This is a genomic window from Sphingobium sp. HWE2-09 (genome assembly GCF_035989265.1).
Taxonomy (GTDB): Bacteria; Pseudomonadota; Alphaproteobacteria; order Sphingomonadales; family Sphingomonadaceae; genus Sphingobium.
The window spans coordinates 829,166-842,837 of record NZ_JAYKZX010000001.1; the positions used below are offsets into that span (position 1 = coordinate 829,166).

The 13,672-nt window shown below is 64.5% G+C and carries 10 protein-coding genes; 9 read left to right on the forward strand and 1 reads right to left on the reverse strand.

What is annotated here, in order from left to right; genetic code table 11:
* Positions 1 to 59: 59 nt before the first annotated feature.
* Positions 60 to 944 carry a LysR family transcriptional regulator gene (locus U5A89_RS03815; protein ID WP_338159843.1) on the reverse strand — a complete coding sequence of 295 codons (885 nt, stop codon included), beginning with the start codon at positions 942 to 944 and terminating at the stop codon, positions 60 to 62.
* A 68-nt stretch (positions 945 to 1,012) separates the two neighbouring features.
* On the opposite strand from U5A89_RS03815, the gene U5A89_RS03820 reads away from it, so the two are divergent.
* The 9 genes from U5A89_RS03820 (at position 1,013) to U5A89_RS03860 (ending at position 13,664) form a co-directional block, all read left to right on the forward strand.
* Positions 1,013 to 2,197: an isovaleryl-CoA dehydrogenase gene (locus U5A89_RS03820; RefSeq protein WP_338159844.1), complete on the forward strand. Its 1,185-nt coding sequence runs from the start codon at positions 1,013 to 1,015 to the stop codon at positions 2,195 to 2,197.
* A complete protein-coding gene (locus tag U5A89_RS03825; protein WP_338159845.1) occupies positions 2,194 to 3,795 on the forward strand; it encodes a carboxyl transferase domain-containing protein in 1,602 nt (533 codons plus the stop codon). The genes U5A89_RS03820 and U5A89_RS03825 overlap by 4 nt, the downstream gene beginning before the upstream one ends.
* Before the next feature lie 5 nt (positions 3,796 to 3,800).
* On the forward strand, positions 3,801 to 5,651 hold the full coding sequence (locus tag U5A89_RS03830) for an acetyl/propionyl/methylcrotonyl-CoA carboxylase subunit alpha (RefSeq protein WP_338159846.1): 1,851 nt from the start codon (positions 3,801 to 3,803) through the stop codon (positions 5,649 to 5,651).
* Positions 5,648 to 6,100, forward strand: coding sequence for a MaoC family dehydratase (locus tag U5A89_RS03835; RefSeq protein ID WP_338159847.1), 453 nt, complete (start codon positions 5,648 to 5,650; stop codon positions 6,098 to 6,100). Before U5A89_RS03830 ends, U5A89_RS03835 begins: the two co-directional genes overlap by 4 nt.
* Positions 6,097 to 6,930, forward strand: coding sequence for an HpcH/HpaI aldolase/citrate lyase family protein (locus tag U5A89_RS03840; protein ID WP_338159848.1), 834 nt, complete (start codon positions 6,097 to 6,099; stop codon positions 6,928 to 6,930). Before U5A89_RS03835 ends, U5A89_RS03840 begins: the two co-directional genes overlap by 4 nt.
* Before the next feature lie 366 nt (positions 6,931 to 7,296).
* Positions 7,297 to 7,698, forward strand: coding sequence for a hypothetical protein (locus U5A89_RS03845; RefSeq protein ID WP_338159849.1), 402 nt, complete (start codon positions 7,297 to 7,299; stop codon positions 7,696 to 7,698).
* Positions 7,695 to 8,966, forward strand: a complete 1,272-nt coding sequence (locus U5A89_RS03850) for an efflux RND transporter periplasmic adaptor subunit (protein WP_338159850.1) — start codon at positions 7,695 to 7,697, stop codon at positions 8,964 to 8,966. Before U5A89_RS03845 ends, U5A89_RS03850 begins: the two co-directional genes overlap by 4 nt.
* 91 nt (positions 8,967 to 9,057) lie before the next feature.
* Positions 9,058 to 12,240, forward strand: a complete 3,183-nt coding sequence (locus U5A89_RS03855; RefSeq protein WP_338159851.1) for an efflux RND transporter permease subunit — start codon at positions 9,058 to 9,060, stop codon at positions 12,238 to 12,240.
* Between the two features lie 11 nt (positions 12,241 to 12,251).
* Positions 12,252 to 13,664: an efflux transporter outer membrane subunit gene (locus U5A89_RS03860; protein ID WP_338159852.1), complete on the forward strand. Its 1,413-nt coding sequence runs from the start codon at positions 12,252 to 12,254 to the stop codon at positions 13,662 to 13,664.
* Positions 13,665 to 13,672: the final 8 nt, after the last annotated feature.

Sequence of the window (13,672 nt, forward strand, 5' to 3'; positions counted from 1 at the left end):
ACGGCGTGATCTTCTTGCTCTTACAAAGCCGGGCGCCGTCATGCATGGTTGCGTGACCTCTAACGTAGCATTGCACCACCAATGGCGGCTGCTTTGATGGCAGAGGCATAACGCTGTAGGCACTGGCTATCCGCACTGCGGCTCGCCGAAGCGGGGGCGGTTATCAGGCCGATGCGGCGTCGTTGATCGAAGCCGGACAGGTTCGGCATGGCAACTCCCGGCTGCGCGAAGCAACGCGGCATGACGGTTATGCCAAGGCCCGCGCGCACCAGCGCTACGGACCGGTCGTCATTGGTCGTGCGCGCGGCAAAGAAGGGCCGGATGCCCCGCTGCGTGAAGAAGCGGCTGACATCGGACAGGGCTTCGCAATTTCTGCGCACGATCATTTGCGCATCCCGGACGTCTTCGGCTTCTACTATTTCGTGATGCGCCAGCGGGTGTTTGTCCGGCAATGCCAGAGCATAGCCTTCCTCGAACAGCATGTCCTGTTCGCGCGCATCGCTTCCTAAAACACCAATCACGACATCGACACGGCCGCGCTCCAACCGGGGCAGCAGGTCGCGCATACGGCCTTCCACGACTTCGAGCCGCTCGCCGTCCACGCTGCACGCCTGTTGGGTCGCCGCCTCCATCCAGGGTGATGGCAACGTGGAGACGATGCCGATGCGGATCAGCTTCACCTTCTGATCGACCGCCATCGCCTGCATGGCTTTGGCAAACTCCGCCTCGATCCGCCGGGCATGGGGCGCAAAGGTCGCGCCGAAGCTGGTCAGTTCTACGCGGCGATTGGTCCGGTGGAACAGCATATGGCCGACGATCGTCTCCAGCTTCGATATGCCGACCGATAGCGTGGGCTGCGACACACGGCATTGCTGGGCCGCCCGCGAGAAATTTCCCAGGTCCATGACGGCCAGGAAATATTGCACCAGATAGCGCTCGATCATAGATACCATCTATTATATGATTTAGGTCGGGTCAATTTTTCAAGCCCGCCTCGAACTGCTATCATGCCATGATTAAGATAGAATGGGAGAGGCCAGTGACGCCCGATTTCGATTTCGCGCTCGGTGAAAATGCCGACATGATCCGCGACACGACGGCGCGCTTCGCCGCCGACCGGATCGCGCCGCTCGCCGTCAAGATCGATGCGGAGGACTGGTTCCCGCGTGATGAACTTTGGACCGAAATGGGCGCGCTTGGCCTGCACGGGATCACGGTAGAGGAGGAATGGGGCGGTCTTGGCCTTGGCTATCTGGAACATGTGCTGGCGTGCGAGGAAGTCAGCCGCGCATCGGCCTCGATCGGCCTCAGCTATGGCGCGCATTCCAATCTCTGCGTCAATCAGATCCGCCGTTGGGGCAATGACGAGCAGAAGGCCAAATATCTGCCGAAGCTGATTTCGGGCGAACATGTCGGGTCGCTCGCCATGTCGGAGGCGGGGGCCGGTTCCGATGTCATGTCGATGAAGCTGAGGGCACTGGAAACCGACGGCGGCTATGTCTTGGACGGCACGAAATTCTGGATCACCAATGCGGCCTATGCGGACACGCTGGTCGTCTATGCCAGGACCGGCGAAGGTAGCAGGGGCGTCACCGCCTTTCTGATCGAAAAGGGGATGCCCGGCTTTTCCATCGGGCAGAAGATCGACAAGGTTGGGATGCGCGGATCGCCGACGGCCGAACTGGTGTTCGATGGCTGCGAAGTCCCGCGCGACAATATCATGGGGCCGTTGAACGGCGGCGCGAAAGTGCTGATGAGCGGTCTGGATTACGAACGCACCGTGCTGGCCGGTATCCAGCTCGGCATCATGCAGGCCTGCCTCGACACCGTCATCCCCTATGTCCGCGATCGCAAGCAATTTGGCCAACCGATCGGCAGCTTCCAGCTGATGCAGGCGAAGATCGCCGACATGTATGTCGCGCTCAACTCCGCCCGCGCCTATGTCTATGCGGTGGCGAAAAGCTGCGACGCAGGCAGGACCACGCGGTTCGACGCAGCCGGCGCGATCCTGCTGGCAAGCGAAAATGCGGTCCGCGTCGCGCTGGAGGCGGTGCAGGCGCTGGGCGGCGCGGGCTATACCAGGGACTGGCCGGTGGAGCGATTCATGCGTGACGCCAAGCTGCTCGACATCGGCGCTGGCACCAATGAAATCCGCCGCATGTTGATCGGCCGCGAACTGATCGGCGCTTCGCAATGAGCGGATCGGTCCTGGACACGGCGCTATCGCCGGACAGCGAAGCATTTCGCGCCAATGCCGCGCATAATCGCGCACTGGCCGATCGATTGCGCGCGGATGTGGCCGCAGCAGCGCTGGGCGGCGGGGCAGTGGCGCGCGAACGCCATGTCGGTCGCGGCAAGCTGTTGCCGCGCGACCGGGTCGAAAATCTGCTCGATATCGGCAGTCCGTTCCTGGAAATCGGGCAGCTGGCCGCCAACGGCCTCTATGGTGATGAAGTCGCGGGCGGCGGGATCGTCGCGGGTATCGGGCGCGTGGCAGGCCGCCAGGTGATGATCGCTGCCAATGACGCAACGGTAAAGGGTGGCACCTACTTCCCAATGACGGTGAAGAAGCATTTGCGGGCGCAGGAAATCGCGCTCGAAAATCATCTGCCCTGCATTTATCTGGTCGACAGCGGCGGCGCCAACCTGCCGCATCAGGCGGAGGTTTTCCCCGACCGCGACCATTTCGGCCGTATCTTCTATAACCAGGCGCAGATGTCGGCACGCGGCATCCCGCAGATCGCCTGCGTCATGGGCAGCTGCACGGCGGGCGGTGCCTATGTGCCTGCCATGTCGGATGAAACGGTCATCGTCCGCAACCAGGGTACGATCTTCCTGGCGGGTCCGCCCTTGGTGCAGGCTGCCACGGGCGAAGTCATCAGCGCGGAGGATTTGGGCGGCGGCGATCTGCATGGCCGCAAGTCGGGCGTGGTCGATCATGTCGCCGACAGTGACGATCATGCGCTCAGCATCGTGCGCGACATCGTCTCCACCCTTTCGCCGCAGGCCACGCCGCCGGTTAATCTCCAGGAGCCGATGCCTCCTAAATATGACCCGGCCGAACTCTACGGCATCATCCCTCAGGATGTCCGCGCGCCCTATGACGTGCGCGAAGTGATCGCCCGCATCGTCGACGGCAGCGCCTTTCATGAGTTCAAGGCGCTCTACGGCACGACCCTGGTCTGCGGTTTCGCCCATATCTGGGGGATGCCGGTCGCAATCCTCGCCAATAATGGCGTCCTGTTCAGCGAAAGCGCGGTCAAGGGCGCCCATTTCATCGAACTGGCCTGCCAGCGGCGCATTCCCCTGCTGTTCCTCCAGAATATCTCCGGATTCATGGTCGGGGGCAAATATGAAGCGGAAGGGATCGCCAAACATGGCGCCAAGCTCGTCACTGCGGTCGCCACGGCGCAGGTGCCCAAGATCACCGTGCTGATCGGCGGCAGCTTTGGCGCGGGCAATTATGGCATGTGCGGCCGTGCCTATCAGCCGCGCTTCCTTTTCAGCTGGCCCAACAGCCGGATTTCGGTGATGGGCGGAGAACAGGCCGCATCGGTGCTGTCGACCGTCCATCGCGACGCGAAAAGCTGGAGCGCAGAGCAGGCCGAAGCCTTCAAAGCACCCATACGCGAGAAATATGAGCAGGAGGGTAATCCCTGGTATGCCACGGCGCGGCTATGGGACGATGGTATCATCGACCCGGCCCAGACCCGCGACGTGCTCGGCCTCGCCTTCGCGGCTGCCCTTAACGCTCCCATTCCCGAACGCCCGTCGTTCGGGCTGTTCCGGATGTGACGCGCATGATCCAGGCCCTTCTCATCGCCAATCGCGGCGAAATCGCCTGCCGCGTCATCCGGACCGCGCGTCGTCTGGGCATCCGCACCATCGCGGTCTATTCCGATGCGGATGCGCATGCGCTGCATGTCGCGCTCGCTGATGAGGCCGTGCATATCGGCGCTGCGCCGGTGCGCGAAAGCTATTTGCTGGGTGACCGGATTATCGCTGCGGCGCAGGAAACCGGGGCGGAGGCGATCCATCCGGGCTATGGCTTCCTGTCGGAAAATGCCGACTTCGCGCAGGCGGTCCTTAACGCTGGCATCATCTGGGTCGGCCCCGATCCCGCCAGCATCACCGCCATGGGCCTGAAGGACGCGGCCAAGGCGCTGATGGCCGATGCAGGCGTGCCGGTCACGCCGGGCTATATGGGCGAAAATCAGGACGCGGATCATCTGGCGCAGCAGGCGGCGGCGATCGGCTATCCCGTCCTGATCAAGGCGGTGGCCGGTGGCGGTGGCAAGGGGATGCGACTGGTCGATCAGCCATCCGATTTCGCCGACGCGCTGCTTTCCTGCCAGCGTGAGGCGTCGTCGTCGTTCGGCAATGCCCATGTGCTGATCGAAAAATATATTCAGCGCCCCCGCCATATCGAAGTGCAGATATTCGGCGACCGCCACGCTAATATCGTCCATCTGTTCGAACGCGACTGTTCGCTCCAGCGCCGCCATCAAAAAGTGATCGAAGAAGCGCCCGCACCCGGCATGGATGCGCAAACGCGCGAGGCATTGTGCGCCGCCGCCGTCCGCGCCGCCAAGGCGGTCGACTATGTCGGCGCAGGCACGATCGAGTTCATCGCTGACGCATCGGAAGGGCTGCGCGCCGATCGCATTTGGTTCATGGAAATGAACACGCGGCTCCAGGTCGAACATCCGGTGACCGAAGCGATCACCGGCCAGGATCTGGTCGAATGGCAGCTACGCGTGGCATCGGGCGAGCCGCTTCCCTGCAAACAGGACGAACTCGCCATCTCCGGCTGGGCGATGGAAGCGCGCCTCTATGCCGAAGATCCTGCCAAGGGCTTTCTGCCGTCGATCGGACGGCTCGACGCCTTCGATCTGGGCGACAGCGTGCGCGTGGATACCGGCGTTGCTGAGGGCGCGACCATCTCGCCCTATTATGATCCGATGATCGCAAAGCTGATCGCCCATGGCGACACGCGCGACGCGGCGCGCATCGCGCTGGCCGCGGCGCTGGACCGGTCGGTGGTCTGGCCGTTGCGCACCAATGCCGGTTTCCTAGTCAAGGCGCTGGCCCATCCCGATTTCGCGGCGGGTGACGTCGATACTGGTCTGATCGCGCGAGCAGGGGAGGCGCTGATGCCTGCCACCTTGCCAAGCGAAGCCGCATTGACCCGCGCCAGCGCCAGTATCAGTGGTACGGGCGCGCTGGCGGGCTTTCGTCTCAACGGCGCACGAAGGCGCACCGGTCACGTCCTGGTTGATGGTCAACCCGTCGATGTCATGGTCGGCAAGGGCGGCAGGACGCTGGCCGAACCACCCCAGGCGCAGCGCCTGGTCACGGAACATGGCCGTAGCTGGCAGGTGACGGCCTGGCGTGCGGCACCGGCCGGGGCTGCTGCGGCGGGCGACGGCGCGATCCTGGCGCCCATGCCCGGCCGCATCATCGCGGTGGCAGTGACAAAGGGCGACAAGGTGACAAAGGGCCAGAAACTCGTCACCCTGGAAGCCATGAAGATGGAACATGGGCTGACCGCCCCCTTCGATGGCATGGTGGAAGACATGCCGCACGCGCAGGGCGCTCAGGTGCAAGAGGGGACGTTGCTGGTCCGGATCGTGGCGGAGGAAGAGGCATGAGCGGGCGCTATTATGACGAATGGCAGGTCGGCGACCGCGTCACGCACCCGATCCGCCGAACCGTCACCGAGACGGACAATCTTCTCTTCTCTTGCATGACCCATAATCCGCAGCCCCTGCATATCGACCGGCAAGCGGCGGAGGCCAGCGAGTTCGGCCAGATCCTCGTCAACGGCACCTTCACCTTTTCGTTGATGATCGGCCTGTCGGTCGGGGAAACGACCTTGGGCACGCTGGTCGCCAATCTGGGCTATGACAAGCTGGTCATGCCCAAGCCGGTCTTCATCGGCGACACGATGCATGCGACCAGCGAAGTGATGGAACTGCGCGAGAGCCGATCGCGCCCGACCGCCGGTCTCGTCACGTTCCGCCATGAACTCATCAACCAGCGGGATGAGATCGTCTGCCAATGCCTGCGCACCGCGCTGCTGCAGCGCAAGCCGATATGAGGCTGCGCTCGCTGCTGTTCGTGCCGGGCGATCGGCCAGAGCGCTTTGCCAAGGCGGCGGCGAGCGGGGCCGACGCGATGATCCTGGACCTTGAGGATTCGGTTTCTCACGGCAGCAGGGGGAAGGCGCGCGATGCCGTCGCAGACTATCTCGCTATCCCCGCGGCCACCAAGCGCTTCGTTCGGATCAATCCGGTCGATGGCGGTTGGCTTGATGATGATTTCGCGGCGGCAAGGGGCGCCGACGGCATCATGCTGCCCAAGGCGGAGGGTGCGCAGACCATTCGCCTGATCCTGTCGCGTCTGTCCGGGGCGATGAAGATCCTGCCCATAGCCACCGAAACGCCGCAGTCGATTTTCGGCCTGGGCAGCTATGGCGAGATTGCGGACCATCTGTGCGGCCTCACCTGGGGCGCAGAAGATCTGCCTGCCGCGATTGGCGCTGCCGGTAGCCGCCATGCCGATGGCAGCTATACCAACCCCTATGCAATGGTGCGCAGCCTGGCCTTGTTCGGCGCCCATGCCGCTGGCGTCGCAGCGATCGAAACCGTCTATCCCGCGATCAAGGACGAACAGGGGCTGGCAGCCTATGCAGCCCGCGGCGCTTTCGACGGGTTCACTGGTATGATGGCGCTTCATCCGCTACAGGTGCCGATCATCAACCACGCTTTCACGCCGACGGCGGAACAGATCGATCATGCGCGCCGGGTGATCGATGCTTTCTCCCAGATGCCGGAGGCAGGCGTGCTGATGCTCGACGGCAGGATGATCGACGCCCCGCACCTTGCGCAGGCCAGGAAGATCATGGCGCGCGCCGGGTTGACGCCGTAGTCGCAGGTCCAACGCGTCAATTCTTCACGTCTCATTCAGACGCTCTTTACAAATTTTACCAATCGGTACAGAAAGCGGTTGACGCCAGCCGCCTCCTGATTATATACCGATAAGTATGAAATCCAGTCGAGGCCGCGCCTCACAGGAGGCTCCATGCTTATTTCGTGTATCCAATAATAGAGTGACATAAAAGAACGGCCGTTTCGGCGCGCCGGATCTGCATCAACGTCTGGTCATGGAAGGACAGCGCGCATTCGCTGTCTTGCATGGCTTCGCGCATCCTGTGGCCGTCACGGTTCGGGAGAGGATCGTGCACGTCCCAATCGGACGGCGCGGCCGGGTTTGCGCGCAATCAGGGGATTGAACATGGCTTATATCGATTTTGCCCAGCCGCTGCCTGCGGCGGGGGACGGCAACGCCTTGCCGGTCGTCCGCGACCGGATCATGAAAACCGCCACCAGCTTTTCGGCGACGGAATGGCAGATCGTGCAACTGGCCCGGCGCGACGGCTTGGCGTCGTTGCGCGGGCCGGGCCTCTGGACGCGATTCAAGACGCTGGTCTTTGGGCCGCAACCGCATTTCCGGCTCGCCAGCGCCCGGCTCGAAGCGCTGCGCCATCTCGCCGTGGAGGCGTGGCATAACGGTTTCGCCGTGCGCCCGTCAACGATCACCGCTTTCCGTGAGGCCGGATTCAGCGAAGCACAGCTTGAATTGCTGCTGTCCGCGATCACCGCCGCGCGTCATGGCATCAAAGGGACTTTAGCATGAACATGATCACCAGGATCGACGGTGACACGCCGGTCGAAGCCGCTGTTTCCGGCGGCAAGGCCCGGCGCTGGCGTGGACGTCATGTCGCCTGGGCGGCGCTTGCCCTGGCGGTCGTCGGCGGCGTGGCGTGGAAATATGGCGGGCAACCGCAGGCTCAGGCGTCGGCCGCGCCGGTCGTGACCGTGGGTATCGCCGCGCCATTGATGCGACATGTGGTCCAGTGGGACGATTATGTCGGCCGCTTCGCCCCCAGCCAGACCGTCGACGTCCGGCCGCGCGTATCGGGACCGGTGACGGCGATCCATTTCCATGATGGCGATATCGTGCGCAAGGGGCAGCTGCTCTTCACGCTCGACCAGCGCCCCTTCCTCGCCGCGCTGGCCGAAGCCCGCGCCAATGTCGCCAGCGCGCGCAGCGGACTGCGACTGGCGCGGGCGGACTATGCCCGCGTCCAGCGCCTGACCGGCGACGAAGCGGTGTCGGCCAGCGAGATCGACACGCTGCGCGCGCGCTTGCAGGCGGCGCACGCTGCCCTGGCGGCGGCCGACGCTCGCGCCCGGACGCGCGCCCTGGACGTCGAGTTCACCTTGATCCGCGCGCCGATCGCCGGTCGCGTTTCCGATCGCAAGGTCGATATCGGCAATCTGGTATCGGGGGCGGAGGGCGCTGGTGCCAGTCTGCTCACCACCATCAATGCGCTCGATCCCATCTATTTCAGCTTCGACGCGTCCGAAGCCCTGTTTCTGAAGTCGCAGCGCGACCATGCGGACGGCGCCAGCGCCGAAGTGGAAGTGCGCTTGCAGGATGAAACCGATTATCGCTGGAAAGGCCGCCTCGATTTCACCGACAATGGCCTTGATCCCCGGTCTGGCACCATTCGAGGACGCGCCGTGCTGCACAATCCTGACCTGTTCCTGACTCCCGGTTTGTTCGGCAATATGCGCCTGTCCAGCGGTGGCAAGGTCAACGCCATGCTGGTGCCGGACGACGTGATCCAGTCCGATCAGGCGCTCAAGAGTGTGCTGGTGGTCGGTCGCGACGATGTGGTCGCCGCCAAGCCAGTCCAGTTGGGGCCGCTGGTGGATGGGCTGCGGATCATCCGTTCGGGCCTGTCGCCGCAGGACAAGGTCGTCGTGACGAATGCCCAGGCCGCCATGCCCGGCACGAAGGTCGCGACCCGCAACGCACCGATCAAGGCGACCCCGGCACCGATCACGCTGACCGACAGCGCCGCCCCGGTGGCGTCTCAGGCGACGTTCGAGCGGTAACGCAGCCGCTTCCTCGTCGAATGTCTTTGCCCGCGATCCGACCCGTCGGATCGTGCGGCCCCCCTTTCGCTTTTCGCAAAGGACTTGCCCGATGCGCTTTTCGCGCTTTTTCATCGACCGGCCGATCTTCGCCGCGGTCATCGCGGTGGTCATCACCGTCATCGGCGCGCTCGCCTTTATCGGCCTGCCCGTCAGCCAATATCCCGACATCGTGCCGCCCACGGTCACGGTCGTCGCCCAATATCCCGGCGCATCCGCCGAAACGGTGGCGTCCACCGTGGCGGCCCCGATCGAGCAGGAAATCAACGGCGTCGATGACATGCTCTATCAGAGCAGCCAGTCGACCGGCGATGGCAAGGTGACGATCACCGTCACCTTCAAGATCGGCACTGATCTGGATGCAGCCCAGGTGCTGGTCCAGAACCGCGTCGCCGTCGCCGTCCCGCGCCTGCCTGAAGAGGTGCAGCGGCTGGGTGTGGTGACGCGCAAGACGACGCCCGAATTTCTGATGGTGGTCAATCTCCAGTCGCCGGACGGCACGTTCGACCGCAACTATCTGTCCAACTATGCGCTGACCCAGGTTCGCGACCGGCTGGCTAGGCTTGACGGCGTGGGTGACGTGCAACTGTTCGGATCGCGCGATTATGCAATGCGGGTTTGGATCGATCCGGGCCGCGCCGCCGCCATGGACCTGACGGCAGGGGAGATCGTATCGGCCTTGCGCGCGCAGAATGTCCAGGTGTCGGCTGGCGCGATCGGCCAGCCGCCTTATGACCGGGGCGAAGCCTTCCAGCTCGGCGTCGAGATGCAGGGTCGCCTGACATCGCCCGACCAGTTTTCCAACATCGTAGTCCGCACGGACGGCAACGGTCATCAGGTCCGCGTGCGCGACGTCGCACGCGTCGAACTGGGCGCGCAGGATTATGCGATCAACACCTATCTGTCGAACAAGCCCACCGTCGTCATCGCGGTGATGCAGCGCCCCGGCTCCAACGCGCTCGACGCGGCGGAACATGTGAAGGCGGAGATGGACCAGCTGTCCAAGCGTTTCCCCAAGGGGCTGGAATATAGCGTCATCTACAACCCGACCGAATTTATCAGCCAGTCGATCGACGCGGTCTATCAGACCCTGTTCGAAGCCGTGCTGCTCGTCGTCCTTGTGATCCTCGTCTTCCTGCAGAACTGGCGCGCGGCGATCATCCCGATCATCGCCATCCCGGTATCGCTGATCGGTACGGCGACGATCCTGGCGGGCCTGGGCTATTCGCTCAACAATCTGTCGCTGTTCGGACTGGTGCTGGCGATCGGCATCGTCGTCGATGACGCCATCGTGGTGGTCGAAAATGTCGAGCGCAATATCGGTCGGGGCATGTCTCCTCTGGAGGCGGCGCGCACGTCGATGGACGAAGTGTCGGGCGCACTGGTGGCGATCGTGCTGGTGCTGTGCGCCGTATTCGTGCCGACGCTGTTCATCACCGGCATTTCAGGCGCCTTCTACCAGCAGTTCGCCGTCACCATATCGACCGCGACCATCATTTCGCTGATCCTGTCTCTCACCCTGTCTCCCGCCGCCGCGGCCTTGTTGCTGCACGCGAAACATGGTCCGCGCGACCGCAGCCACGATCCGCTCTGGCGGCAGAAGCTGGGCGTGGCAGCTGACGCCTTCAATCATGGCTTCGACCGGATGAGCGAGCGCTATGCCCGCCTCACCCGCTGGCTGGTTGCCCGGCCCAAGAAGATGCTGGCGACCTATGCCGGGTTGATCGTCGCGACGGCGGGCCTGTTCTGGGTGACGCCTGCAGGCTTCATCCCCTCGCAGGACCAGGGTTATTTCCTGGCGGTCGTGCAACTGCCGTCCGGCGCCTCGCTCGAACGCACCGACAAGGTGACGCGCGAAGTGGCGGACAAGATCCTGCCGATCAAGGGGCTGCGCGGCGCGGTGATGTTCGCCGGTTTCGATGGTCCGTCGCAGACCGCCGCGCCCAATTCCGCCGCTATCTATTTCCCGTTCAACAGCTTTGCCGAACGCAAGAAGGAAGGCGTGACCTATGCCGGGATCATGGCGGCGGCGAACAAGGCGGTCGCAGGCTATGACAAGGCGCGCATCCTGCTCCTCCCGCCGCCGGTGATTCAGGGCATAGGATCGGGCAGCGGCTATCGCCTGATGCTGGAGGACCGGCAGGATCGCGGCTATGCCGCGCTGAACAAGCAGGCTGGCGATTTCATCGGCAAGGCCAACCAGACGCCCGGCCTCGCCATGATCTATACCCTGTTCGACGTCAGCACGCCGCGCATCTTCGCCGATGTCGATCGGGCCAAGGCCGATCTGCTAGGCGTGCCGCCGGAACGTGTGTTCGAAGCGATGCAGGTCTATCTGGGGTCCGCTTTCGTCAACGACTTCAACCTGCTGGGCCGCACCTATCGCGTCACGGCGCAGGCGGATGCGCAGCATCGTGGGACTGTGGCCGACATCGCCAATCTCAAGACCCGGTCCAACGCCGGGGGCATGGTGCCGATCGGGTCGGTATCGACCTTTCGCGACAAGACCGGCCCCTATCGCGTCGTCCGCTACAATCTGATGCCCGCGGTGGAGATCGACGGCGACACGGCGCCCGGCTATTCGTCCGGTCAATCGCTGACGACCATCGACAAGATGACGGCGGCGCTGCCTGATGGCTATGCCAGTGAATGGACCGGCATCGCCTTTCAACAGAAGAGCGCGGGCAACACCGCCGGTATCGTCTTCGGCATGGCCGTCTTCTTCGTCTTCCTGGTGCTGGCGGCGCAATATGAAAGCCTGACGCTGCCACTGGCGATCATCCTGATCGTGCCGATGTGCCTCTTCGCCGCGATGCTGGGCATCAACCTGCGGGGGATGGACAATAATATCCTGACGCAGATCGGCCTGGTCGTACTGATCGCCCTGGCGGCCAAGAACGCCATTTTGGTGGTGGAATTCGCCAAGCAGGCGGAGGAGGAACAGGGGCTGTCGCCGGTCGAGGCGGCGGTGCAGGCGGCGCAGACGCGGCTTCGCCCGATCCTGATGACCAGCTTCGCCTTCATCCTGGGCGCGGTGCCACTGGTGATCGCGACAGGCGCGGGGGCGGAACTGCGGCAAGCGCTGGGCACCGCCGTGTTCTTCGGCATGACCGGGGTCACCGCCTTCGGCCTGCTCTTCACCCCTACCTTCTACGTCGTGTGCCGTGCGCTGGGCGATCGTTTCGCCCGCCGCCGGCGTCCAGAGGCCGACGCTGCCTTGCAGCCGGCCGAATGAGGAACAGAGATATGACACGGACCTTCATCCCCCTATTGCTAGGTGCCAGCGCCCTGACGGCTTGCGCCGCCGGGCCGGACTATCACGTGCCCGCTACCCCGATCACCGCCGCCGCCCCGTTTATCGGCGCGGCGAACCCGGCGGTCAGTCGCGCTACGACCCAGGATCGCTGGTGGACGCTCTACGGCGACCCGCTGCTCGACACGCTGGTCGGCGACGCGCTGGCCGCCAACACCGACATTCGCGTCGCCGTGGCGCGGATCGAGCGGGCGCGCGCCTCGCTGCGGGGCGCGAAATCCGATCGCCTGCCGCAAAGCAGCCTGGGGGCGTCGGGCACCTATAACCGGACGTCGGCGGCGCAATCGCTGCCGGGTATCGACCGGGAAAACTGGGTGCTCGATGGCGGGCTGGACCTGTCCTACGAAGTCGATCTGTTCGGCCGGATAAAGCGCGGCGTGGAAGCGGCGCGCGGTGATCTGGCCGCCGTGCAGGCGGATGCGGACGGGGTAAGGGTTGCAGTGATAGCCGATACGGTGCGCGCCTATCTGGACGTCACGGCCACGGCCGAACGGCTGGCGGTGGCGCAACGGACGGTCGGACTGCTCGATCAGTCGATCCGCATCACCAGCGCCCGTTTCGATGTGGGTCGGTCGGACCGGCTGGACATCATTCGCGTTACCACGCTGCGCGATCAGCAGAAAGCCGCGATCCCCTCGCTTCAGGCGGATCGCGACGCCGCCCTCTTCCGGTTGGCGACGCTGACTGGGCGGACGCCGCAGCAATTGCCTGACGCCGTGCGCGCCGCGACCCGCACGCCGCAACTGACGCAGCCGATTCCGGTCGGCGACGGGCAGGCGCTGCTGGCGCGGCGGCCGGATGTGCGCGCAGCGGAACGGCGGCTGGCGGCGGACACTGCGCGGATCGGCGTGGCGACGGCGGACCTTTATCCCCGCATTACGCTTGGCGCATCGGTCGGCACCACGGCGTTGGGTGGTGGCAACCTGCTGGGCGGCGGGCCGCTCAACTGGGTGCTGGGACCGTTGATCAGCTGGGCCTTCCCCAACAGGCAAGCAATCCGCGCCCGCATCGGCGCGGCGAAGGCCGACGGCGCGGCTTCGCTCGCGACTTTCGACGGCACGGTGTTGCAGGCGCTGGAGGAAAGCGAACGCGCTTTATCCGCCTACGCCCATGCGATCGAACGGGCGCAGATATTGACCGCCGCGCGGGACGAAGCGGCCCGGGCGGCCCGGATCAGCCTGGCGCGCCAGCGCGAAGGGCGGGTCGATTTCCTGACCGTGCTGGACGCCCAGCGCACGCTCGCCGGCACCGAAACCGATCTGGCGACCGCGACACGCGCCTTGTCCTTTGCGCAGGTCGATCTGTTCCGGGCCTTGGGCGGTGGGTGGGGTCAGGGCGCGGCCTGACCCCGCAT

Coding starts and splice junctions, on each gene's coding strand:
- U5A89_RS03815 (WP_338159843.1), bottom strand. CDS start 944: ATGATCGAGCGCTATCTGGTGCAATATTTCCTGGCCGTCATGGACCTG.
- U5A89_RS03820 (WP_338159844.1), top strand. CDS start 1,013: ATGATTAAGATAGAATGGGAGAGGCCAGTGACGCCCGATTTCGATTTC.
- U5A89_RS03825 (WP_338159845.1), top strand. CDS start 2,194: ATGAGCGGATCGGTCCTGGACACGGCGCTATCGCCGGACAGCGAAGCA.
- U5A89_RS03830 (WP_338159846.1), top strand. CDS start 3,801: ATGATCCAGGCCCTTCTCATCGCCAATCGCGGCGAAATCGCCTGCCGC.
- U5A89_RS03835 (WP_338159847.1), top strand. CDS start 5,648: ATGAGCGGGCGCTATTATGACGAATGGCAGGTCGGCGACCGCGTCACG.
- U5A89_RS03840 (WP_338159848.1), top strand. CDS start 6,097: ATGAGGCTGCGCTCGCTGCTGTTCGTGCCGGGCGATCGGCCAGAGCGC.
- U5A89_RS03845 (WP_338159849.1), top strand. CDS start 7,297: ATGGCTTATATCGATTTTGCCCAGCCGCTGCCTGCGGCGGGGGACGGC.
- U5A89_RS03850 (WP_338159850.1), top strand. CDS start 7,695: ATGAACATGATCACCAGGATCGACGGTGACACGCCGGTCGAAGCCGCT.
- U5A89_RS03855 (WP_338159851.1), top strand. CDS start 9,058: ATGCGCTTTTCGCGCTTTTTCATCGACCGGCCGATCTTCGCCGCGGTC.
- U5A89_RS03860 (WP_338159852.1), top strand. CDS start 12,252: ATGACACGGACCTTCATCCCCCTATTGCTAGGTGCCAGCGCCCTGACG.